Raw genomic sequence first — 21586 nt, forward strand, 5'->3', positions numbered from 1 at the left:
GCTATAAATTACTCCTTCCCAGCGTGTTTGGCCGGCTTACGACGGCGGTAGCCTTTGGTGAGAACCCATATTGGAAACACTTGGTCGTACGTTTCTTCTCCCGAAATTCGTTGCCTTGGATTCTTCCCATCTCGGCGCTATCGCCGGGGACAAGGCGAGCAAGGACAGCGCGCGCGTAAGGCGGGCCGAAGCCTTCGATCAGGCTTTCATGGAAACCGGTAGTGTTTTGCTGCTCTCCTGGCATCATTTTCAGGAGCTGTTTTCGCACCGAAGCGAGGAAGTGGCCGCGCAACGCGTCGCGTACCTTCAGTCGCTGCCCTTGGTCGCCGCCATCGACTCCTTCCTTAAGGAAGACATCGTTGGTTCAGTCGCCGATCTGCAATCCTTCGAAATAGCCGCCGCATTTCAAAATCCGGCGGCAAGCGCGACCTCCGTGCGCGAAGAAGCGGCGAAGACCATCTTTCGCATCACGAGCGGCGCTGAACTCGTCCGGCCATTTCTCGAAAGCTGGACGGCGCTGCGCGAAGGTTTCGGCGACAGTGAAGAACACACCCGCGAAGTGGTGGCCATTTCAAAATCCAGCTTCGCCGGGAACTCTGACGCCAAGGTAGGGGACCTCTTGAAGGATGGGATGCGGGCGCCGGGTGATATGCTACGGCAGTTCCAGCGCCTCCATCGCGGCCTTGCGGCAGATATCAGGGAGCGTGGTGATACGCGCATTCCCGATGCGGACCATACAACGCGCGCTTTCATGAAAGACGTCATACGCGTTGGCACGGAGGTCGTTCGCCCCGACAATCCCGGCCTCCGGATTCTGCAAGCCTGGGGATTTGACCTGTCGGATATCGGCCCTGACACGACCCTCGGCGACATCGGTGACATGGCGGTTTTCCGCAGAAAACTGGAAGTGCTGAACGTAAAGTTAAGGCTGCCCTGGCCGGAGCTCATTGCGCGTGTAAAGGAGGACCGATTGCCCTCGGGGATCATCTACAATGCCATTCGACGCTTCCACCCTAATACCCATGAATGGGACGGTAGTGAACTGACAGACCGCTATCTGGCCTGCCTCGCCGCTTATGCCGACGTGACCTATGTCGACAAACGAACCTATGAAGCCTTCAGGCTTGCCCGGCAGAAATCGGAAACATTTGCCGCCCTCGCTCGACATGTCGAAAAGGCCGGAAGTTATGACGCGATACCCGGTCAGCTGGCGGCGCGATTTGCACAAGTGGCGACCACCTAACTTTCAAGGCCCGCGTTCAATACGGCATGTCGATCACGGCGCCCGGCTCCCGGTCAGCCAATCCCCAAAACCGCGTTAGAGCGCGCACGTAGCGCGTGAAGTCGCTGTCGGAGAGCTGAATGCCTTCACTGAGAATGGCATGCTCTTCCGATTTTGCAGCGACGGTGTCGTCCGCATAGCGCCAAAGGTGAGGAGCACAGGCACGCAACTTGATCAAAGAACCTCCGTCGCCCTGCCGAACGGCGTTTCCTAACAGATGCAATTCCTCGATTGTTGCCCTCACCTGCCCTGTTTCCAGATCGAGGCCATGACGCAAACCCACGCCTCGGACAAGTTTATTGACTTCAACAGTGGCAATACCGGGACGCCGATCGTCCAGGACATATACCCTTGCCCAAATCCGGAGTTGGCGCTCAAAGAGGCCGTCAAGTGTGAGCGCAAAGCTGCGTCGCGCTTCGAAAGCGAGCATGTTCGACGTGTGCATTTGGGCGTGTTCGAGAAACTCCGCCATGGATGCCGCAGACCCGCTGGTCTTTACGCCGCTATGGAGTGGCAGGTTGTCCAGCGCAGGCAGCACGATGCGCTTGTAGAAACGATGGATGTCGGCCTGAAAAATTCGGGGCAGCAAATCTTGGGGCATAGACACCGCTTGAATTGAAAATCGCTGTTGCATCGACCGTAGCGAAGATGGCAGGCAGACGACCACACGTGGGCTACGGCGCCAAACCTGCTTAGCCAACCGGCCGCCATGTCATTAGCAAGCAGCTTGAACACAACCCGCCTTCACCCGCCTCCTCGGCATGGCCGTATTTGCCTGACCAGCAATGCCGCCGAGCGAGCGCCCGCAAACCCTCTTCGCCTGCTCCGACTGCGGCGGCGAACGCGCCGCCGCCATGGTTACGCTCATCGAAACCGGCAAGCTGAACGATATCGGCCCGCAAGCCGGGCTCGCCGACACTCTGCCGATCGGGCAGGCCTGCATCACCCAGCTAATGCAGCCCGACCGGAGGCCTAATGCTTAGGACCAGAGCCCGAATGGGTTCTTCGCCCGAACGGGGGGCGACGACATGGAAGCTTGCCCCGACCAGATCGGCGGCACTGTGGCAGCATGGGTGCCGATGCCGAGATATAGGGTCGAAAGTCTTCGCATAAATTCCTACTCGTCCACCCGAAGCGTGCCTTTGTGCGGCCTCAACTCACACGCCGCACCCTTCTTTGCTCCGATCCGGCGGCCACTTCAAAATTGCGTGCAAAGCAGCCACCTAACTCCGGGGAATCAAATCACCAGCTAGGTATGCTGGTGGAAGGCTAAGACCCACTCCCCGGTTTCAGGGTCTTGAACCATCTCTCGCTTACACTGCTTCTTGTAGCGCGGGTCTGGGTTATCGTGTGGGAGCATATCGGAGCGTTCGACCTGATGCACATATTCAAGGTAGGTCTCAATCTTCGAACTTCCGCGTACCTCACCATAGCGTCCGCCCATGCGTTAAAATCCCGGTTTCGACCCCGGTATAAATGGGAACGAACTGCGTGAGGCAAAAGGATTCGCAGACCGACCTAACGCGGCGACTTCAACACGCCAGACGCGAGGCAAGATACGCCAAAAAGCTTCATCTCCCGTTTGATGTTCGCCGTTTCAGCGGGGCTTGCATGAGGTGTAATCATCACTTGATTGATGAACGTCTTCGCCTCGATGTCGATATAGACACCCTCTCTCAATGCCTGCTTGTCCAGCCAAAGGAGTCTCACTTCGTCTTCGAACTTGAAGGCCCGCCGCTTGTGCAACAGCATGGTCGCGGCCATCCGGGTAACTTCTTTCTTCGATCCTTCTGCGATCGACTGAGCCAGACGAACAAGAGTTCTCTCGCCACGATACTGGACGCGGCCTAGAAAAGCGGAGCCGGCGCTGTTCTCGATGAGGGCTTTTGCCGCGTTCACCATCGCGTCCACACGACAGCGGATTCGGACAACAGGAGTTTCTTTTTCGGGACCAAAGCCTGCCATTCGCCAACGCGGTTCGTCATGTGCACCTGTGGTCCAACACGAGCCGTACGATTGAAATCCCGACAAGGGACCGGGGCGATTGAACAGACGATCGCACCACCACCGCTCATAGGGGTCCTGCCAACATCGAACGGGCGAGAGCCGCAGTTTGTTTGTTTCGAAAATCAGCTTGGCGTAACGCCATTCCAGCATGTGATAGAGGAATGGCTTTGTGATTGCGGGATCCGTCATCACTTTCCGGCCGTCGGCGCCGCGCTCGACGAGGGACCAAGAGATGGGATGCTTCTGGTCGATGATCATGACTGATTCCCAAGAGCCCGCTTGGCACTCTAATCGGCTCATTCAGTAGCTAAACCAATAATTTTCACGGTGAGCCGTGTAGAGTTCTCAACTGAATGTCGCACGTGCCCTTGCGAAAACACCAGATCTGCGCTCAGAGATTGCAGCCCATTTGGTTGAAAAGGACGCCGGCGCATTCAAGCCGCAGATAAGTCACATGGAAAAGCAACTTAGCGAAGGCGAGATCAAAGACGCCCTCGACGACTTGTCGTGGCAAAAGCTTAAGACTCACCTGGACGCGATCGAGTTCGATGAAGCGCTCGCCGGTGAACTGCTGGGCCACGTAAGGCGATGCGGGCGGTTAGTTCTCAGATATCCAGACCCGAAACGCGAGAAGCTACGAGACCAGCTGCTCGACGGACTGGCCGCATATCTCAAGGAACGCTTGGGAGACGACGCGCTGTCTCGCTTTGAGAGCGTCCGCGCGACGTTTCGGACGATCGAGGATGGCTATCGTGGCATTCTCACATTGCTCGCTCGCGCTGAGGTATCGAAGTTGCTGCCAGACGTAAGGGTAGCCGCCTACCTACAGCGCGCAAACGCTCAGTATAAGGACGTAAATAAGCGCGCCGCTGCAGCCATACGCCAGGGAGAAACCCTTGAGGCCATGGCAGGCGTTCTCCTGAAGGACGACGATGGCAACGACTTTTCGCCTGATGCAGCCTCCGACGCGATCGTCAAGACTCTGACCAGCACCCTGTTGATGGAAGGGTATACCAACGATTGGTTCGACAAGAATGGCCTGCTCGTCGTGCCAGATTTCGAACCTGCGGATGAGGAAACCATCTACAAGGCGGGCTCCACCGAGGTCCTTGGTATCTGCTGGGGTCGGTGGGAACGCACGGAGGAACACCGCAGATTTCTAGAGACGGAGTGGACCGAACTGACGGGCGAGGCCCGTCCAAAGGGGTTGCCCGACAATATTCAGCGCGTAATCGACACAGGCCCGACGGAAACGTGGCTGTGGGATTTCATCGCCAACGAACGGCTGCAGGACCGTCTGGTGCAGACATTCCTGGAGATGTCCTTTGAAACGCGAATGCGTCAGGGATTACGCGGCATCGCCGGCCCTGCTCCTCTGCTTCCAGATGCTTACGTGTCGGCCGAGGAGGCTCATTCGGCCGTATCGTTGTCCGCAATATTAGGCTACGCGGTGGTCGAGGATCTTGCTCGGCCGGGCAAACTCCGCTTGGTCGAATGGCTGCGTGGCTACGCATTCCTGAAAGGCCTGGCGGAGGAGCGCTTCGACAGTAGCCCTGCTGGCGTAATCCTTATCGAAGAGGCCGAGCTGTCCGCCAAATTGCAGCAGGTGGGGCTCTCTGCGGAGGCGACACGGATCTTTCTCGGGCATGTGTCTTTGGGACGGACCAGCCGCGATATGTATGACTGCCCGCTGGTAAGGACCTCTAGCGGCAAGCTTATTCTCTTCGCTCCGGCCGTTCTCGCAACCCATATTGTCAGCGTCGTCCTCTCAAACCTCTCCAGACTGCGCGAGCAGCTGTCACGAAAGGGAGCCGCTTTCGAGACCAGCGTACGCAAGTTTTTCACTGACCGCGAAATGGATTGCCGGGGCTTTAAGGTCAAACGCGAGGCAGAGGTATATGAATTCGATGCCGTTCTTGTCTGGGGCGACCGTGTTTTTCTGTTTGAGTGTAAGAATCGCAGCCTCTCGGGCCGAAACCCCGCACAGGCGTATTACTTCGCGCTCGAAAACCGCTCCAACGCGCGCCAACTGCAGCGCCAAGCAGACGCGCTTCGGCAATATCCAGATATCCTAACCGAGGAATTTGGCCCTGAGGCTGCGAACAAGGAGGTCGTCCCTTGCATACTAAATTCGCTGCCTTTTTCTTTGCCAGGGTTGCAGGATGGCGTCTACTTCACGGACTGGTCTGCTGTTACGAGGTTCTTCCAGGACAGGTATGTGCACGCAAAGACGGCACACCACGTCACCGATGATGTGACTTTGCTGCATCGATCCGCTCTCTACGATTTATGGCTCGGGGATCAGCCGACGCCGGATCATTTCATCCGGGCTTTGGACAACCCCTTCCAATTGGAAATCGTGGGTAACCACATCGACATCCATCGCAGCATATTTCCCGTTGGACCCGAGATGGCGGTGGTTTCTCGCGAATTCATGCGGGAAAACACCACGGCGGAATCCATAGCTGAGACTTTGGGCGCTTCCCCAGATCGGCTGCGGGCCGATATCGCCAAGGTTGGACGCGCGGTTAAGAACGTGCGTGCAAGGCATAAACAGTCACTCCTACGAAGAGAAGATCGCGCGTGGCGCGAACGTCGAAAGCGGCGCCCGGACTTAGGCGAATAGGGAGAGGCCAACCGCCTTCAATCAGCTCCGCGGAGGCATGCTGGCAGCGTCCAGGCGACGGTGAATCAACGAAACAAGCGACAGCAAGTCTTCGGCGTCTTCCTTTGACATCGCCCAGTTTATTCGCGCCTCGTGTGCGGTGGGATTGCGGAACATCCCGAACGTCCCTTTCAGGAGATTACCGAAGCCCTTCTGCTCGTCCTGCTCGCTTTTCGTAGCGAGGGCATTGATTGCCAGCATCGGAGGTGTCCCCGAGAACGCCCTGTCGACGAGCACGGCGCCGTCGTCATCGAGCCCGGTGCGGGACCGCACCTTGGCGGCGATGCTTTTCACCGCTTCGAGCACAGCGTGGAAATAGTTGTCCTGCAGCAGTTCTTGCCGACAGAACTTCATTACGTCCGGATGCACGCCTCGTGAAGCGAGGTCTTCGCGCAGCTCTCGCGCCCGCCGCTCTGCCTGCCCGAGCGTCTCGACCTTTTCTGCCTTCGATAGCTCGCCAGAAGCGGCGACCGAAAGCCCCGTGAACGCGAGCGCCCGGTTGAGGTTCGCACGCATTGGTTCGAAGCGTTCAGGCTCGCGGACAAACCGCGCCGGCTTCATGGCCTTCCGGATGAACCCAATGATGCGAGTGCGATCGCGGCGCGTATTCTGCTCATGGGCGAAGGCGTTGTAGAGGCGATGTCTTTTCGTGATGGCGGGATCGGTATCCTTGATACGACAGCTCGTCAGAAGGTGACCAATTTCGGGGCCTCTCAATCCCTCCGACGTATCCGCGAGTGCATCCGCAATTGCCTGCAGCTGTTCTTGGGAAAACGAAGCCATAACAACCCCTGTGTTCTGACGTGGTAGCGTATCAGCCCCAAATTGTCACAGAGCATGTAGAATCCCTCGATAGCCAAGCGGCGACAGGTTCGAAGCGGACAACCGCCAAAGCCTCAGGACCTGAAGCTGAAAGGCCCAAAAGGGAGGTTATTGATTTATGACGTTCAGTCATCCTCTCCGATTCAGTAACGCAGCCCAGTCGATTGCCGCAGTTCCGCCAGCGAGTGTAGGAGGGGCATCAGCCCGAAAGTAATTTTCGCCCTCTCGAAAATCCACCGCGAGGATCTTCTCATCCGCGAATATGCAATTCGAAAAATCACATTTCTCAAAAGCATATTTATAATTCGCATGAAAATTAATTGAATCAATCGAGTCGACACGAGTGATACCGCAGTTCTTGAACATGGGTCTCTCAAATCGACCGTCAACCGTTACGCGCTTCCATCCCACTATTGTTACGCCGTTAAACGATGCATTTTCCCATCTATCAATTTCGCATTCGTCATCGAAGAGAAATTCCCCTCCGAAATATCTTACTGAGGCAAACCCTGGAATGTAGTGCCAGTATACAGGATCATCGTCGTAGTGGTAATCCTGTTCTGGCTCTGCAACGTAGAAGGTGATGCTTCGGCCGGTATTAAAACCGGCCTCGTCTCCCGACCGCATGACGCCGGAAATCTCTTCTCGATGCCGGTTGCCGTGATAGTTGCGCATGTGATCTTCGACAAAATCAGCGAGCAGGTTCATTGCGCTCCGCGCGTAGTCCCCTTGCCCGCTATGAATGAGCACACTTAGAGTAGCGACACCGGCAGACACATGGGATGGTTTGCTTGGCTCGCTCAAAAGTTTAGCTCCCTCCTGAAGCAGTTTTGGGCGCCCTTCGTTCTCAGCTTGATTGGCCTGCCTAACGCTAATGGAACCTCGCCAGCTAACCGTGCAGAAAGTTACGAGCGCGAACAGTGCAACACCGAAGGGGGCGAGCGCTTGGGCCAAGCGGGTATCATGCTCGCCATCGAAGCCGTCACTGAAAATGATCAGAAAGCGATTACGATAGCTACGGCCGTGAACGTCGCACTGACGATCGACAGCACATACCAATGCTTTTCGGCGATAGTTGGCCATTCGCCGGTTGAATCCTTGCCCCTACGTTCGATCACATAGTCCCCCAGCCTTGACGTTTATCCGCACGCACATGTCAGCGTGGCGTTAGTCTTATAGCGCTACCGATTCAATCATGGCGCTCGATAGCCACGGGGAAGATCGATGTAAGGTCTTGCTCCACGTCTATCTCGAATTCGGCGGCGAGCGCCGAAAGCTGCAATCCGAAGATTGCCCGCAACTCCCCTAACGCCACGAAATAGCCGGGCGTCAACGGGCGGTAGCCATGATCATGCCACCGGATCGATGATCCACTATCGACGTCGTTGCGCAGGCGATAGGCGATGTTTCGGTAGTCCGGCAGCGCATCCTCCAGAAAACGCCGGGAGGCTGTGCGCAGATGCCGGACACGGCGTGCAGCTGGCGAATGCTCGGGAAGGTCGTTCAAGATTTGCGTGAGCTCATTGCGAATCTGAATCACCGACTGATCAACTTGGTCCGGAACCTCGAAATGCATCGGCACGTAGAGCACACGCCGATTCTCTAAGAAATTGAACAGCCGCAAGATCACCGTCCGTTGTGCGACTGGCGGATTCCAGCTCGCGCTAATACTTAGGAACCCGATGCCGGTGAGCCTGCTTCGAATGGCATCGAAGCTTCGCCGAACGATTGCCATCTACTGCCCCCCACTCCAGATTCTCATCATTGGCGCGGTAGGATGTAAAAGGAAAGCCCGGCGTTTGGCACGGCGTAACTCGCCGCAACCATCTAATGAGATCGTTGACGCGCCGACGCGCTTGCGCTGTTTCCTGTGAGAGGAGACGAAAGAGAGCCACGACCTACATTGCGGCCCGAGCAATGCCCTCCACGATGATTTGGAACATTTCAATCTGTTGCTGATATTCGCCCTCCAAGACCTCTTGTTTAGCGGGCGTATTGAATGTGGCCTTGACCAAATTGCTATCTGGCCGCTCGCGGACCTATCGCCCAGGTTTCTTTGCGCGGATGTTTCCCGCGGGAAAATGGAAGCTGACCCTTGACCCGAAAATCTCAGGACATTTCCGGCTGGCTCAAGATGGCGAGGTGGAGCTTAGCTGCCTTGATATCGTGTCGATTTCGACCAGCAAGGCGCTTCTGTGGCACACCGTCGAGATACGAGCTCGTGGCAGAACAGACACCCTTTCGGCATTGTCGGGTGACGCGGCCACACAACTGGCCGCAGACCTTCATGCCTTCATCAACACTCACCTGTTTGGGCTTATCGCCACCGAGAAGGATCGCCTGCTCGATGTCGACGAAAGGCTTCGCGAGCTTACCGAAGGCAACAGACAGTATCTTGCACAGGCCGATCTGGGCAGGGCTGTTGCCGGCGTCCCCGGCGCCGCAGCGGCCGCCCTCTCTCACCCGCTTCTAAACCCAGACATGATGCCGGTAGGACTTAAGGCCTCCCTTCCGGCCTCGTTCGCTATGATAACGGACCCGGCCGTTCGCCATGCCTACAACGAGGCGTTCGTCAGCTCGGAACTGACGAGGTTCCAGCCGTTCTTCGAAGATCTCGACCGGCGATCGTTTTCCGATCAGCAGCGCGAGGCTTGTATCCGCCTTGAGGACAACAACCTGCTGGTGGCCTCGGCAGGATCCGGCAAATCCGCGACGATGGTCGGCAAGGTCGCCTACGTCCTGGAGAAACAACTCTATCGGCCCGACGAGATCCTGCTCCTGGCCTTCAACAGAAACGCAGCCGATGAACTCAGGACGAGGATCGCGGCTCAGTTGCAGGTCGCGGAGGACGCCTTGGAGTGTCGCGTCACGACATTTCATGCGCTCGGGCGCGGAATCATTGAGGAGGTCGAGGGTCGGCCACCGCAGCTCGCCAACTGGGTGGATCATCCCGCTGGCGAAACCAGGGTCATCGAGGCGATAATCCAGAACCTTGTCGAGAGCGATCCGGAATTTGCCCGGATGTGGGCCGAGCTTCTCGTCGTGCATCCCAAAGCCGACATCCCGATTGAGGTATTTGGCGGGGAGGCCGACTATCAGCGCTACGTATCGGACACCCTTAGAAAGGGTAGCGCCACGATCGGTTCCTTGTCCGCCGTGATCGTAAAGTCGTTGCAGGAGAAGAAGATCGCCAACTGGCTTTGGCTGCATTCAGTCGCCTTCGAATATGAACGGCAAATTGCGGTGGAGGAAGACGGTGGCAGCGTCCGCCATCTGCATCCGGATTTCTACTATCCGCAGACCGAAACTGTGCATGAGCATTTCGCGCTCGATGCGGACGGAAGCTCACCCTTTGCGGACTACGCCGAGCACGCCGAGAACAAGCGGCAGGCATATCGCCGCAATGAGATCGATTTCTTCGAGACCACTTCCGCTCAAGCCAGCGACGAGACGCTGCTCAGCACGCTTGAGTCTGAACTGACGCGTCGCTCAATACCTTTCGAGCGAAAGAGCTACGCCGAAATCACCAAGGCGCTCGATCCGGTCGTTATCAAGCACTATCACCAGCTGATATCCACCTGCTTGAAGCACATACGTGCCAGTCACCTCACGCTCGACATGCTGCTCGAACGTGCCAAAAACTTGCATGACAAGGAGCGTGGGAGGCTGTTCGCGCGCGCGGTCTGGCTGATCACTCAAGGGTACTCCGAAAGCTTGAGGAAACCGGGCGGATCGACTTCGATTCGATGATCGCGGATGCGGTGCGGCTGGTCGAGACTGGCCGATATCGAAGCCCCTATTCCCTCATTCTCGTGGACGAGTTTCAGGACATTTCCGAGCCGCGCGCTAACCTCATCAAGGCGCTCAAACAGCAGAAAGCGTTCAGCAAGGTGTTCGCGGTCGGAGACGACTGGCAGTCGATCTATCGCTTTGCCGGATCGGACATCACGATCTTTACGCGGTTCGAAGCGAACTTCGGGACCAGTTGGCAGGGGCGCCTGGAGCAGACATATCGCTGTAACCAGCTCATTGCCGAGACGGCCGCCAAGTTCGTCCAGCGCAATCCCGAACAGATCAAGAAGTCCGTCCGCTCGACGCGCCCGGCCGTCTCGCGATCAATCCGTGTCATTCCCATCGATGATCAACGCGACAAGCCGGACTTTGCGGTGGCATGTCAGCGCCTGCTCGAACGGCTTGATGCCGCTCTGGGTACCATCGCCGACCGGTGGCGCGGCGAAAAGCGCGGCAAGCTCAAGGTTCTGGTTTTGTGGCGCTACAACGTCCTTGATCCATTCGAGGGGCGGCCGCCGTCCTTTGCCAACATCGAGGTGACCGGGCTGTCGTTTCACAGGGCCAAGGGCCTCGAGGCCGACTACACGGTGCTGCTCGATGTCAGCGAGGGCAACTACGGCGTACCAAGCCGCATCGAAGACGACGAGCTGTTGAACCTGGTGATTCCTCGCCCCGAGACCTTCGCTTACGCGGAAGAACGGCGCCTGTTTTACGTGGCGCTGACGCGTGCCAGCCGAGGGGTCTATATGCTCACCAACCGCCGTCAGCCATCCCGCTATATCCACGAGCTTTGCGAGATCGCCGGCGATGAAGTCCGCTTCGAGACGATTGAGGGAGCCGAATTGAGCCAATGCCCGGCCTGCCTCGTCGGCCAATTGGTGGAGCGGCGCAACAAAGACGGATCGATGTTTCGTGGATGCAATCAGTTTCCGGACTGCAAACACACTGAACCGACGAGTGTAGTGCGAAGACGGTAACCGTCTTCACCCATTGTGACGGCGAACTTGGATCCTCTACGACTCACGCCAACGAGCATTGAGCCGAGCTTTGGCCTGACAGGTAGATTTATCTCGGCATCGCCCAAAATTACGGTATACGAAAATGGGCGATGCGGATTTGACCCCATACCAGGAGCGAATACTTGAATGATCAAAACGAAGCCGTGACGGCTGATCTGGTCGGGCTGACGGCAGACATTGTCTCTGCCTATGTCAGCCAAAACCCTCTGCCCGTCGCTGCGTTGCCAGACCTCATCGCGTCGATCCATTCGTCGCTTACAGGCCTTGGTCAGCCGAATGTGCCTGGGCCGTCTCAGCAGGAACCCGCCGTCAATCCAAAAAGGTCGGTAACACCGGATCACATCATCTGCCTGGAAGACGGGAAGAAATTCAAATCGCTGAAACGTCATCTTGCGGTTCACTATGGGCTGGCTCCGAACGAATACCGCGAAAAGTGGGGATTGAAGCCAGACTACCCGATGGTAGCACCGAACTACGCGGCCCAAAGATCTACGCTCGCGAAGGCTGCGGGGCTCGGACGCAAACCGCAACCAACGCCGGCCAAAAAGGCCCCTGCCAAACGCAAACCCAGGGCTTAGTGAAGCCAAGCTGTCGGAACGTCCAATCTCGGGCGCTTCAACAGGTGCGGGTAGCCAATCGAGACCACCCGCGCGTCCACCATAATTCCGGGCGATCTTCGGCGACGTTTGCGCTTTAGACTGAGCGTCGCCGATAGCAGAAGAGTGCTTCCTCGATAGTGGGTCTCGCGAAGTAGCGGTCTCCCGCTACCAGCCCACCTTAAGCTATTGAAATAATAGCAAAGACGCGGACCTATGGTAGGCGCCCTGTCCGAAAAAGTCTTCAATGATTTTAGGACCTAGCCTGCTGCCATTGTGACGCCAACGAACGTGTTGCGACGCTTCGCAGACAACAAACTGCGCCTCGAAAGTCTCCACCTGCGGACCCATTCGGTCCCGATTCCGAGGCGCAATCGACGCGGATTTTCGAATGGCGCGCCCGTGTCGCCCGCCAAGCCCCTGACGCTCGGCGGCTTCTGCCCGAGTTATCCAGCTAAATTAAGCAGTCTCATCGGGCGGGCGCTCTGGATTCGCCGACGCCAATCCGCGTGAGCGTACGCGGATCGTCTGACAGATACGATCAGCGAGAGAAGCGAGCGCGCCCTGCACAGTGCGTGCCCCGAGAACGGATTGGAGGGTAACGGCCTGTGTTGCAAACCTATGTTTGAAGGCCTCTCCGCCACAGAGGAAATCGACCAATCCCAAGCCGTGATCAAACGACCACTGTATATACTCCGTAATCAGGACCGCACCCGGCGACGCTCGGCTAAAATCAGGGTCGTAGGTGGTAACGAATGCCATCATGACGTTGTGCTGGACGATGTTGATGGAAACCGCGACCATCGCACCATTGCATTCAAGTACGAAAATGCGCAGCACACCGGCGCGTGACAGCGCGTCCACCAGGGCGGCAAAAGCCGGCTCGCCCTCTTCGAAAAGGTCGGATTCACGCGTGTGCTTTTCCAGCCATCTGCGCTTCAGCGCCGACAGTCGCTCCAGCAATGGCTGCAGCGGCTCGTCGGCCGACAGGAGGCGGAATTTCACTTCGCCTGTTTCTTCCAGTATCTTGATGCCGCGCCGATAGTTCTGGCGCATCTTTTTCGACTGGTCCGCCAGCCACGCTGCTCCGCTGGCCCACTGTCCACCGACGCGATAACTGACTTCCTCCCGGTGATTGGCGCGAAGCTTGACGCCGCTGGAAGAGCCCGGTGTAAAAATCCTGCGGGCTGCCGCATCCGGCGACAGACGATTGATAAGAGCAAGATCGAAGCCACCCGCCGAACAGATCCGGTTCCAGAGGTTCTGGAGGGCCGATAGGGAGCATTCCGGCGCGACAAGAATATCACCATAGTCCGTATAGCTATTGGCGGCCCATTCGAGGAGCCGAAGTCCTTTTCGTCTGCCGATCGCCAGGGGAATGACAGCGACCAGCCTGTCATCGCGCCATACCAGGCCGATCCGCAGCGAGCGCCGGTCGCGGTCGCGCACGGTGCTCCACCATGCCGAAACCCAGGCATGGCTCTGAAAGATCAGTGCATGGGTACGATGCCATAGGTCTACCCATTCGGCTTCGATGGCGGCCAGGCGATCCGTCGAACTGACGATTTCCAGTCGCTCCGCACCAACAGCGTCAATCGAAGCCATTTTGTTCATGGTTGGAGACGGTCCTGCGGCCGCGCGACATCGATGCGCTTTTGAAAAAGTCGCACGATATGGTTTGCCATTTTCCTGAGCGGCAGCACGTAAAGTCCAAAAAGCGACTGATAGTCGCGTACGTCGCGATCTATCAGTCCAAACTTGAGGTCTTCGTCCGGATCCGGGATGAACTGCGTTCCGAATATGCGATCCCAGAATGAAAAAAGCAGCCCGAAATTCTTGTCGTAGTGGCGAGGGTCGACACTGTGATGCACCTGGTGCCAGTGCGGACACAAGATGACGCCGTTCAACCGGCCGAAGGAAATCTTCAGATGCGTGTGGCGAACAAAGTCCATCATGAGAATGTTGCGAATGACATAGACGTTGATGCCAAATATGGCGATCTCGACCGGATTAAGCGCAATCAGGCTCCACAAGCCGAAACTGATCCCCGGTATGACGCCGTCCCAGATCCGGTTCATCAGATCGTCCAGGGGGTGAACCCGGTCCTTGGTGATCCCAACCATCACTTCGGCCGAATGATGCACCTTGTGCAATTCCCACAGGAACGGAAAACGGTGCTGGGCAACGTGATATAGGTAGTAGGAGATATCGTAAGCAACGAGCATGGTTGCGGTGAAGAGGATGATCGTCACTGGGCCGGCGGGGCCGGGTATCAGCGGTTGCGAGATGCTGAAAAGCCAGCCGACTGCCTGGTTTGTTGCATATCCCGTGGCGGCAACGAAGGTGACACCGGCGGGAATGAGCAGGAAGGGCATCACCAGTCTTTTCGTGATCCAGAACAATGCGTCCGCTCGCGCGGATGGGTGCATGATGACTTCCGCGGGAAAGGCGAAGTCGAAAAAGTCCCGGAAGGATTTCTGTTCGACCGTTCGCCAGTAGGCGACCACCGCGCTCCCCAGCGCCGTGAGCAACAGGAGACCGAGTGTCAGCAGATCGATGTGTGAGAGTTTTTCCACGATCACTCTGGCGAATTCCGAAAACATCGATGCAGTGGCTCCTAGGTGGTGAAATGGCGATCCGGCTCGTCGCGAAGCACATATTGCCAAGCCCATCGTATGCTGCCGGCAACTGTGTATCGGGGTGCGACTGGCAAAACAATCATGGCCAAATTAGCAGATCAACAGTGTCAAAACCGCTAAATATCTGAACGTAATTAATGTCGAACACTGCGCCTGCAACCTGCCCGTTATCGGGTCTGCGGCGGACTTGGCGCGAGCCGGATGACTACTCCCTTTTCGCCTACTTGGCCACGCCATGCGAGGCGTTCGGCTGGCTGCCTTGCACCAAAACGCGGCGAAACCCAGCCGCCTTGGCCCGGTGTGTCGCCGCCGGAACGGATGTCGATCGCTGCGTCTGGAAAGTGGATAGTCATCAAAGGTTCAGCGCCGCGCAATATCGTGACAATGTTTCCATCCCTGTTGGCGTGGAGGTCGGCGGCGAGTTGGAAGACGATCTCAGCGACGCGGCTGCCGCCGAGCAGTTGGTCGGACACGAGGATGCCGTCGCCATCGCGTGTCACGGCGCGTTGATGCACAACGCCGAAGCGGCCTTTGTACCCGTCATGTCGGGCACACAGCCTCCAGTGCGGCCCCGGCTCGCTCTCCACCAATGTCGCAACCGCCTTGTGCGACCAGTTGAACGCCCCGGAGATGATGCTTTGGCTTTTACCCTCTAGGTTCAGCGTGTTGTGCGCCGGCGTCGAGCGGAACCAGTCCCGCCAGCCTCCCCCCGAACCATAGAGCCATGTGCCGGGGTCGACCAGCACCGGATCGCCGTCAATGCACAGGGTGAGCGACAGCGCGTCGGCATGACCGTGCGCCGCTATCGAAAGGTAGCCCAGCGGGCCGTGGTCGTATGTCAGATGGACGTTGCGACCATTCATCTCGCCGCGCCAGACGGAGAGCCCGCCTTGCGTGAATGTATGCAATCCATTCGGCACCGGCGCCGGCCGCGGTGGCGCGCCGAAGAAAAGCGCACGAAAATCGCCAGGCTCCGGTGCGCTGCCCGGCATCCGTAGAAAACCACGGATGGCGGCCGCGACCGATCCGACATAATCGGTTTCGCCCCCCAGCGTGATCACGCGGCCTTCATCATTGTCGCCGAAGCCGCTGGTTTTCGGCGGGAGCCAGCTTGCGAAATTGGCGAAAGCGGCCAAACGCGCTTCGACGGGCTGGGGAAAAGGCAGTCCGGCCTGGCGCGCCGCCGCAGCGCACAGCAGGAAAAGTTCGGCACTGAAGGCGGCGTAGGTCGGGGTCTGCTCGGCCCCGGCGCCATCGGCCAGGATCTGTTTGAGCACCTCAGCCAGGAGCGACTCGCGAACCACCTCGGCCCCGAAAGCCAGACCGATCAAATATTCGCCAGCCAATTCCGCGACGAGATGGTTGTTGGCGGACGAAAAACGGGAGGGAAACCGCGGCAGCCAATAGGCGCTTGCCGCCAGTATTTCACCGACTTTTTCTCGCGTCGCCGCGCCAAGCCGGTCGCCGACGAGGTCGAGCGTGACAATCAGGCTGATGGCTCGTAGCGCGACCTCGATGCCCGAGGCCCAGCCAACGCCCCGAAATGGTGGGTTGGCGAAATGCCAGCTCTCGATCGCCGCCTCGATGGCCGCACGGGATTGATCATCGCCGGTGAGAAGCAGATGGGCAGCCAGTGGCGGCAGTTGCTGCAGCCGGTTGATTTCCCAGACATATTTTACATCGCCACGGCCGGTGGCATGGCGAAAATCGATATCGAAAGTATGGGTCTTGGGGCCTGGCCAAAGCCGGCCGGTCACCGGATCAAGGCGCCAGAGCTCGGGTGGAAAGAGAGTATAGGGGTCTCGCTGTGGCCAGGTCTGCCCAAGTGCTGAAAACTGGCCCCGAAGAGTGTTTTGCGCGGCCGCCTCGATAGCTTGCCGCTGGGCTGGTGCCGCAGCGGCCGGCACAGCATTCCGCAATCCGTGCAGCACCGGGTGCAACTGCGGCGACGCATAGCGCCGCCAGCCGTTGTCGCGGCGGCGCGAAACGGTCCTCCGGCGCTGCTCGTCCAACCGATGCAATATCTCGGCCAAGTCCATGCTGCGCAATCGGTTGAAATACCACCCGACCCTCATCCGCGCTCCGCCAAGATTTTGATCCTCATACACCATCCCGTCGAAAAAGCGTGTGGCGGCATCCTCTTTTCCGTTCCCGCGGTTAATATCTTCGGCCATGACGCGGAGTTTTGCGATGAGAAAAGTTGTCTACGTCATAGCGTGCGCGCTTGGCATGGCTATGTCAGCCGAGGCGGCGCCGATCCCGCTTGAGCGCGGCGTCGGCGTCCATGAATGGCTCAACTGGTCGCCGGTGGAGAAAGATGGTTCCTACAAATGGCCGCCCTATCGCAGCGAGAAGGAATGGCTTGCGGGCGGCAGGCCGCTCACCGATTGGCCGGACGGCGACCAGTTTGATCGCATTCGATCCATGGGCTTCGACTTTGTCCGGCTGAGTGTCGACCCTGGCCCTCTGCTTGCCAGCGAGGGCGCCAAACGACAACAGGCGCTGGACATGCTTGCCGCTGCGGTGCAGCGGGTCGTTTCAAGCGGGCTCAAGGTGGTTTTCGATCTGCATGGCGTCAGCCAGGTTCCGGCTTACAGCATGGAAATGATCTATGGCGGGGCCGACAGCGAGGGTGTTGCCCGCTATCGCAAAATGGTAGTGGCGGTGGCTGCCATGCTGATCAAAATTGGCGCCGACAAGGTCGCCCTCGAGCCCTATAACGAGCCCGCCTACTACCCTTGCGATTCAAGCGGCAGCGATGACTGGCAGCGGATCATGGCAGGCACGGTTCGCGATATTCGCGCCGTCAGCAGCGAACTCACCATCGTCGCGACCGGCGCCTGCGGCGGGAGCATCGCCGGACTGGTCAACCTGGACCCCAACTTCGACGACCCCAACGTCTATTACAGCTTCCACATGTATGATCCGCACAGCTTCACGCACCAGCGGGCCGATGACAAGAACGCTTTCTCCTCCGGCCTTCCCTGGCCTGCCGACGGCAGCACGCCCGAAGTAGTCGCCGAAACCCTCAAGGCGCAGATGGACGCCGCCGGCTTGAGCCAGATCGAAGAGGTGATGAACATGGCCTCGGCGCGTGAAACGATCGCCCGATACTTTGAGCAGAATTGGGGGCAGAGCCAACTCGAAGCGGGTTTCCGTCAGGCGGTCGACTGGGCTGAAGCCCATGGCATAGCGAGCAGACGCCTGTTCGTGGGCGAATTCGGCGTTATCCTGATGTCTGCGGATGGCCGCATGGGAGCTTTCGATGCTGATCGCCTGCGCTATCTCATGGCAGTGCGCAGAGAGGCGGAACGTTTCGCGATGCCGTGGTCGGCCTGGGAATTCTCCAATCCTTACGGAATGAGTGTTCTCCAACCCAAGGGGCCTGCGATCCCGGACCGGGAGATGTTGCGGGCACTAGGCCTGCCATAACTCGTCATCGGGTCAGGATCGGTTCGAGCGGTCTGCCTTGTTGCTGGCGATCAATCGCGTGGAAACCCAAGGACTGTCGTCTCAGTTGCAGCCGAGAGGGCCTGATCGAACCAAATCAGGCTCAGTTTTAAAATCACTCCACCGAGCAGCTATTTAATATATTCGCTGTAGATTGGTGTCCTCAATCATACGCAAACAAGGGAAAAAGGGCCAAGGGAAAGAATGTGCGGAATTGCCGGCTGGATTGGGCGCAGGGTCGAGAAGCCACAAGATCGGGCCGTCGGGATGTCGAATGCCTTGCAGCATCGTGGTCCCGATGCCGAAGGCATCGAACTCTTGGACCTGAATACAGGCGAGGACCAGTTGGCATTGGTGCATCGCCGCCTGGCGATTATTGACTTAAACGCCGATTCAAATCAGCCGATGCAGACCGAGGACGGACGGCTCCGGATTATTTTCAACGGCGAAATATACAACTACATCGAGCTGCGTGAGGAGTTGATCGGTCTCGGTCACCGTTTTCGCACACGCTCCGACACGGAAGTGCTGCTCAGGGCTTATGACCAGTGGCGCCTGGCCATGTTCGACCGATTGAGCGGGATGTTCGCTTTTGCGCTGTGGGACGCTCAACGGCGCGAATTGATCCTCGCCCGCGACCCCTTTGGAAAAAAACCCCTTTACCTCATGCAAGGCAGAAATTTGCTCTCGTTTGCCTCGGAGATCAGCGCGTTGTTGTCTGCGCAGCCAGATGGCCAGCAGCTCGATCTGGATGGAGTGCGCGAGTATCTGACCTGGCGTTACGTGCCTGGACCGCGGACGCTTTTCAAACAGATCCGCAAGCTCAACCCGGGAAGCTACGCTGTGTGGTCGCAAGGGGAAGTAACGGAAACGCGCTATTATGCGCCCCCGGATCACACCGATCTGACAGCGGATATCGATCCAGGAACCGCCAAGCGACGATTTCTGGAATTGCTCGACCGTTCTGTCGAGATCAGGATGCGCAGTGATGCGCCGTTTGGCGCCTTTCTATCCGGGGGGCTCGACTCGTCGGCAATCGTTGCCCTGATGACCAGGCACAGCGACAACCCCATTCGTACGTTTTCGGTCGGTTTCAGCGAACAGGCTTACAGCGAGCTTCCATTCGCCCGGCGCGTCGCCGATCATTTCAATACCGATCATTGCGAAATCGTCATCCAGGCGGATGACCTGATGACTCATCTGCCCAAGATGGTCCGCCATCGGGGGGCACCTGTTTCACAAAGTACGGACATTCCAATTTACCTGATGTCGGTTCGAGCCTCGCGGGACGTCAAGATGGTGCTTACGGGCGAAGGGGCGGACGAGATTCTCGGCGGCTACCCCAAACATCGCGCAGAGTCTCTGGCGGGTGTCTACCGGTCACTTGTTCCAGCGTCGCTTCACAACAATCTCCTCGCCCCTTTGATGCGCGCATTGCCCGGCGCATCGGCCAAGTTCGACATATTTGCCCGAAGCGCGGGTGAACGGGACTTTGCCACCCGGATGATCTCCTGGTTTGGAGCCATGACGGCGCGGGAACGCGATTCGCTCCTCGGTGGGTTGGCCACTTGCGGCCATGACTGCAACGATTTCCCGTTCTCTTCGAGTGTGACGGAATCTCATCTGCGCCGTGTGTTGTTTTTTGATCAGACATCGTGGTTGCCCGACAACCTCTTGGAACGGGGCGACCGAGTGATGATGGCCGGTTCAATCGAGGGGCGAATGCCATTCCTTGATCGCGATCTGGTTTCCTTCGTCAGCCAACTGCCCGATCGTTACAGGCTGGGCCTCCTGCACAGCAAACAGATCCTGCGCGACTGCATGGCCGGCATGGTTCCCGACGAGGTCCTCAACCGCCCAAAGATCGGCTTCAAGGTGCCCGTCGCCGAATGGTTCCGCGGGCCGATGAGCGATTATGTACGGGACCATCTGTGTTCGTCCCATTCGGTCATCCGTAGCTATTTGAGCGCCAAGAAGCTGGACCAGATTGTCAGGGAGCACGCCGAGCGCGCCGCGGACCACGAAAAACTGATATGGGCGCTTTTGAACCTGGAGATATTCCACCGCGAATTCGCGCTTGGCCCGCCGCAGTGACGACAATGAAGGACAGCGTCAGCGCTTGACCGATCGCGCCTCGGACGCGACCGATCTCCAGACATCGCAGATCGCGTCGACAAACGGTGCAAGCTCAAGCCTTTCCCGGTGCACCGCCATGGCGGCGGCGCCAAGCCGCGCGCGCAGCGCCGTATCCTCGACCAGCCGAGTTAACGCCTCGGTCAACGCCGCCACATCGCCGGGCGGCACCAACAGACCGGATTGTTCGTGGGTGATGATGTCCTCGACCGCGCCAACCGGGGTGGCCACGACAGCCAGGCCGGCCGCCATGCCTTCGATCACCGACATTGGCAGATTTTCGGCGAACGAGGGGAGCACCAGAATATCGGCCGAAGCGATCAGTGATGCGACCTCGTCAGGTCCCACCCAGCCCGGAAAAGCAATACGGTCGGCAATCCCTAGAGCGACCGACCTCGCTCGTGCCGGCTCGACCTCACCATCGCCGGCGATCGTGGCACGCCAACCCCTGAGATGTTTCATCCGCTCCAGCGCCTCGCCCAACTGCGGCACGCCCTTTCGCTCGCCGATGCGGCCGAGGAACAGGATGTGCACGTGATCGCCTCCGCCGACATGCGCCAGGGAAGGAACTGCCGTGGCGTTGGGAACGATGACAATATTGCCGCCGCTCCCCGGTGCCCGGCTGGCGACGAAATCGCGCCAAAGCCCGCCCAGGACAATCACCCGGCCGGCATGCTCGAACAGAGCCCTGATACGGCGGCTCATAAAACTATGATCATCTTTCCAGAATGTCTGATACTGCGCCCCATGCAGATGAAGGACATATGGTATCGACAACAGCCTGGCGCAGGCGGCGATCATCATCTTGCGATAGGTGCTGCCGGAGACCGATATATTGATGTGAATGACGTCGGCGCGTCTGTCGAGGCGGGCCGCAAGCATCCGCGCGCAAAAACCAAGCATGTAGAAGATCGAAAGCCCGACATGTCCCGGGCCACGGCTGGAAAGAAAGCGCAGATCGATGTCGGCGATCTCTTGCCGTTCGAACTCCTGCTTCAGCGCCCCCATGATCCGGTCGATGCCGCCTTGTCCCGAAACGCCCGAGGGCGTTGCGACCAAGACATGTATTTTTCTATTGTGGGCGAGACGCTGCAACATGACACCATTTGGATTGCGGATGCCGGGTGACCGTAAAGCAAACGTTCCAAAAAAGGTTTACGACAAATCTTTTGGTTCAAACT

16 protein-coding genes and 1 pseudogene are annotated in these 21586 nt (G+C 58.2%); 8 read left to right on the forward strand and 9 right to left on the reverse strand.

All coding sequences use genetic code 11. From position 1 onward, the window contains the following. Positions 1 to 70: 70 nt before the first annotated feature. On the forward strand, positions 71 to 1243 hold the full coding sequence (locus NKK52_RS18405) for a hypothetical protein (protein WP_155923206.1): 1173 nt from the start codon (positions 71 to 73) through the stop codon (positions 1241 to 1243). Positions 1244 to 1259: 16 nt separating this feature from the next. Here NKK52_RS18405 and NKK52_RS18410 read toward each other — a convergent pair whose 3' ends face one another. Beyond that, positions 1260 to 1916 carry a hypothetical protein gene (locus tag NKK52_RS18410; RefSeq protein WP_155923204.1) on the reverse strand — a complete coding sequence of 219 codons (657 nt, stop codon included), beginning with the start codon at positions 1914 to 1916 and terminating at the stop codon, positions 1260 to 1262. 123 nt (positions 1917 to 2039) lie between these two features. On the opposite strand from NKK52_RS18410, the pseudogene NKK52_RS18415 reads away from it, so the two are divergent. Beyond that, a pseudogene (locus tag NKK52_RS18415) lies at positions 2040 to 2265 on the forward strand (hypothetical protein); the annotation flags it as partial. Between the two features lie 535 nt (positions 2266 to 2800). Here NKK52_RS18415 and NKK52_RS18420 read toward each other — a convergent pair. Then, on the reverse strand, positions 2801 to 3547 hold the full coding sequence (locus NKK52_RS18420) for a hypothetical protein (protein ID WP_023683420.1): 747 nt from the start codon (positions 3545 to 3547) through the stop codon (positions 2801 to 2803). A 196-nt stretch (positions 3548 to 3743) separates the two neighbouring features. On the opposite strand from NKK52_RS18420, the gene NKK52_RS18425 reads away from it, so the two are divergent. Then, positions 3744 to 5915: a nuclease-related domain-containing protein gene (locus tag NKK52_RS18425; protein WP_031204031.1), complete on the forward strand. Its 2172-nt coding sequence runs from the start codon at positions 3744 to 3746 to the stop codon at positions 5913 to 5915. A gap of 21 nt (positions 5916 to 5936) precedes the next feature. Here the strand turns inward: NKK52_RS18425 and NKK52_RS18430 are convergent, their stop codons facing one another. From NKK52_RS18430 to NKK52_RS18440, 3 genes are all read right to left on the reverse strand, one after another. Continuing rightward, a complete protein-coding gene (locus tag NKK52_RS18430) occupies positions 5937 to 6737 on the reverse strand; it encodes a TIGR02391 family protein (RefSeq protein WP_023683422.1) in 801 nt (266 codons plus the stop codon). Positions 6738 to 6905: 168 nt separating this feature from the next. Further along, complete coding sequence (locus tag NKK52_RS18435; protein ID WP_155923202.1) at positions 6906 to 7859, reverse strand: hypothetical protein; 954 nt, start codon at positions 7857 to 7859, stop codon at positions 6906 to 6908. Between the two features lie 106 nt (positions 7860 to 7965). Next, the gene (locus NKK52_RS18440; protein WP_156939267.1) at positions 7966 to 8511 is read right to left on the reverse strand and encodes a DUF6650 family protein; all 546 of its coding nucleotides are present in this window, start codon (positions 8509 to 8511) and stop codon (positions 7966 to 7968) included. 272 nt (positions 8512 to 8783) lie between these two features. Here NKK52_RS18440 and NKK52_RS18445 point away from each other — a divergent pair, with 272 nt between their 5' ends. The 3 genes from NKK52_RS18445 (at position 8784) to NKK52_RS18455 (ending at position 12165) form a co-directional block, all read left to right on the forward strand. Further along, positions 8784 to 10526 (forward strand): UvrD-helicase domain-containing protein, encoded by a 1743-nt coding sequence (locus tag NKK52_RS18445; protein WP_198031497.1) that lies wholly within the window; start codon positions 8784 to 8786, stop codon positions 10524 to 10526. Then, on the forward strand, positions 10523 to 11545 hold the full coding sequence (locus NKK52_RS18450; RefSeq protein ID WP_023683428.1) for a UvrD-helicase domain-containing protein: 1023 nt from the start codon (positions 10523 to 10525) through the stop codon (positions 11543 to 11545). Before NKK52_RS18445 ends, NKK52_RS18450 begins: the two co-directional genes overlap by 4 nt. A 164-nt stretch (positions 11546 to 11709) precedes the next feature. Continuing rightward, positions 11710 to 12165: a Ros/MucR family transcriptional regulator gene (locus NKK52_RS18455; RefSeq protein WP_081726813.1), complete on the forward strand. Its 456-nt coding sequence runs from the start codon at positions 11710 to 11712 to the stop codon at positions 12163 to 12165. A gap of 477 nt (positions 12166 to 12642) precedes the next feature. On the opposite strand, the gene NKK52_RS18460 is transcribed toward NKK52_RS18455, so the two are convergent. The 3 genes from NKK52_RS18460 to NKK52_RS18470 all read right to left on the reverse strand — a co-directional run bounded on the left by NKK52_RS18460 (position 12643) and on the right by NKK52_RS18470 (position 16996). Beyond that, on the reverse strand, positions 12643 to 13797 hold the full coding sequence (locus tag NKK52_RS18460; RefSeq protein ID WP_023683429.1) for a GNAT family N-acetyltransferase: 1155 nt from the start codon (positions 13795 to 13797) through the stop codon (positions 12643 to 12645). After that, positions 13794 to 14786 carry a sterol desaturase family protein gene (locus tag NKK52_RS18465; protein ID WP_023737711.1) on the reverse strand — a complete coding sequence of 331 codons (993 nt, stop codon included), beginning with the start codon at positions 14784 to 14786 and terminating at the stop codon, positions 13794 to 13796. Before NKK52_RS18465 ends, NKK52_RS18460 begins: the two co-directional genes overlap by 4 nt. Before the next feature lie 203 nt (positions 14787 to 14989). Next, positions 14990 to 16996 carry a heparinase II/III family protein gene (locus tag NKK52_RS18470; RefSeq protein WP_023683431.1) on the reverse strand — a complete coding sequence of 669 codons (2007 nt, stop codon included), beginning with the start codon at positions 16994 to 16996 and terminating at the stop codon, positions 14990 to 14992. 16 nt (positions 16997 to 17012) lie between these two features. Between NKK52_RS18470 and NKK52_RS18475 the strand changes: the two genes are divergently transcribed. Next, the gene (locus NKK52_RS18475) at positions 17013 to 18254 is read left to right on the forward strand and encodes a glycoside hydrolase family 5 protein (RefSeq protein WP_031197597.1); all 1242 of its coding nucleotides are present in this window, start codon (positions 17013 to 17015) and stop codon (positions 18252 to 18254) included. 222 nt (positions 18255 to 18476) lie between these two features. Continuing rightward, positions 18477 to 20366: an asparagine synthase (glutamine-hydrolyzing) gene (gene asnB / locus NKK52_RS18480; RefSeq protein ID WP_023713988.1), complete on the forward strand. Its 1890-nt coding sequence runs from the start codon at positions 18477 to 18479 to the stop codon at positions 20364 to 20366. An 18-nt stretch (positions 20367 to 20384) separates the two neighbouring features. Here the strand turns inward: asnB and NKK52_RS18485 are convergent, their stop codons facing one another. Next, positions 20385 to 21503, reverse strand: coding sequence for a glycosyltransferase (locus NKK52_RS18485; protein ID WP_031197598.1), 1119 nt, complete (start codon positions 21501 to 21503; stop codon positions 20385 to 20387). Between the last annotated feature and the right edge of the window lie 83 nt (positions 21504 to 21586).

The sequence above is a fragment of the Mesorhizobium sp. C277A genome (genome assembly GCF_040324395.1).
Lineage (GTDB): Bacteria > Pseudomonadota > Alphaproteobacteria > Rhizobiales > Rhizobiaceae > Mesorhizobium.

Excerpts from the sequence above, each read along its gene's own strand:
- NKK52_RS18465 (WP_023737711.1), bottom strand. The coding sequence starts at position 14,786 with ATGTTTTCGGAATTCGCCAGAGTGATCGTGGAAAAACTCTCACACATC.
- asnB (WP_023713988.1), top strand. The coding sequence starts at position 18,477 with ATGTGCGGAATTGCCGGCTGGATTGGGCGCAGGGTCGAGAAGCCACAA.
- NKK52_RS18470 (WP_023683431.1), bottom strand. The coding sequence starts at position 16,996 with ATGGCCGAAGATATTAACCGCGGGAACGGAAAAGAGGATGCCGCCACA.
- NKK52_RS18440 (WP_156939267.1), bottom strand. The coding sequence starts at position 8,511 with ATGGCAATCGTTCGGCGAAGCTTCGATGCCATTCGAAGCAGGCTCACC.
- NKK52_RS18430 (WP_023683422.1), bottom strand. The coding sequence starts at position 6,737 with ATGGCTTCGTTTTCCCAAGAACAGCTGCAGGCAATTGCGGATGCACTC.
- NKK52_RS18420 (WP_023683420.1), bottom strand. The coding sequence starts at position 3,547 with ATGATCATCGACCAGAAGCATCCCATCTCTTGGTCCCTCGTCGAGCGC.
- NKK52_RS18450 (WP_023683428.1), top strand. The coding sequence starts at position 10,523 with ATGATCGCGGATGCGGTGCGGCTGGTCGAGACTGGCCGATATCGAAGC.
- NKK52_RS18435 (WP_155923202.1), bottom strand. The coding sequence starts at position 7,859 with ATGGCCAACTATCGCCGAAAAGCATTGGTATGTGCTGTCGATCGTCAG.
- NKK52_RS18425 (WP_031204031.1), top strand. The coding sequence starts at position 3,744 with ATGGAAAAGCAACTTAGCGAAGGCGAGATCAAAGACGCCCTCGACGAC.
- NKK52_RS18475 (WP_031197597.1), top strand. The coding sequence starts at position 17,013 with ATGAGAAAAGTTGTCTACGTCATAGCGTGCGCGCTTGGCATGGCTATG.
- NKK52_RS18485 (WP_031197598.1), bottom strand. The coding sequence starts at position 21,503 with ATGTTGCAGCGTCTCGCCCACAATAGAAAAATACATGTCTTGGTCGCA.
- NKK52_RS18410 (WP_155923204.1), bottom strand. The coding sequence starts at position 1,916 with ATGCAACAGCGATTTTCAATTCAAGCGGTGTCTATGCCCCAAGATTTG.
- NKK52_RS18460 (WP_023683429.1), bottom strand. The coding sequence starts at position 13,797 with ATGAACAAAATGGCTTCGATTGACGCTGTTGGTGCGGAGCGACTGGAA.